This is a genomic window from Amycolatopsis sp. NPDC051372 (assembly GCF_040682095.1).
Classification (GTDB): domain Bacteria; phylum Actinomycetota; class Actinomycetes; order Mycobacteriales; family Pseudonocardiaceae; genus Amycolatopsis.
The window spans coordinates 1-1,038 of sequence record NZ_JBFBAF010000112.1 but is presented as its reverse complement, the minus strand read 5'-3'; the positions used below and the strand labels follow the sequence as shown (position 1 = coordinate 1,038).

Annotated in this window: 1 protein-coding gene; it reads left to right on the top strand. The window is 55.1% G+C overall.

Annotation, left to right across the window (positions count from 1 at the left end; all coding sequences use genetic code 11):
• On the top strand, positions 1-944 hold a 944-nt coding region (locus AB0M56_RS50615; RefSeq protein ID WP_364190880.1), incomplete at its 5' end, for a TauD/TfdA family dioxygenase.
• Positions 945-1,038 lie beyond the last annotated feature (94 nt).

The following is a 1,038-nucleotide window of genomic DNA, read 5'->3' as shown; positions in this document are numbered from 1 at the left end:
AATTTTGTTTAACTTTAAGAAGGAGATATACCATGGGCAGCAGCCATCATCATCATCATCACAGCAGCGGCCTGGTGCCGCGCGGCAGCCATATGGCGGGCCTGGTTTGGGAACCGACCTCTGCAGGCTGGGGCGCCCGCGTTGGCTTGGATCTTGGTGCACCTTTAGGCGCAGAATGTGCTGCCGCTTTGGTAGAGTTGTTCCGCGCTCGTCATCTGCTTGTGTTTTCCGGCCAAGATTTTTCATTAGAAGAGCAGATCCGCTTCATGGGTTATCTGGGACCGGTTTTGCACGAAGAAGGGTCAGGCATTGGGTTTGTCTCAAATGTGAAGGAGGGGGCGGCCTTAGGCGTCTCTGAATTGTCGTTTCATTCAGACACAGGTCACTGTGCCGTTCCCTTGGAAGCGGTGTCCTTATTCGCTGAGGACGTTGAAGGATGCGTGACGAGTACGCGCTTCGCTAACGTTGCCGCTGCGTATGGTCGCTTGCCCGCTGGCCTTCGCTCTCGCGTGGCGTCGCTTGTCTGCGAGAATGCTATGCCAGTCAGCCTGGATGGCCGTAATGTGGGGGTATCGGTAGCGGAGGGTATGCCCCGCGCGGAGCACCCTGTGGTTTGGCGTCACCCGGTGTCCGGAGAACCTGGATTGATGGTCAATGCAAACCAAACCACACGCATTGTTGGGTTAGAAGATGCTGAAAGTCGTGAGCTGCTGGAGGAGTTATTCTCTGTAATGTATGCGGAAGACGCTGTGTATGAACACTCTTGGCGTCAAGGAGATGTAGTAGTTTGGCACAACTTAGCCGTTCAACATGCCCGTGGGGGTTTGGAAGGCAATGGTCGTCGCACGTTACGCCGTGTCGCCCTTGGCGAAAAGGGTTTTTGGGAACAGTGTCCGACATTGCGTTACGCAGACTTCAAGAACCAGCAGAATACTGCAGCGTGACTCGAGCACCACCACCACCACCACTGAGATCCGGCTGCTAACAAAGCCCGAAAGGAAGCTGAGTTGGCTGCTGCCACCGCTGAGCAATAACTAG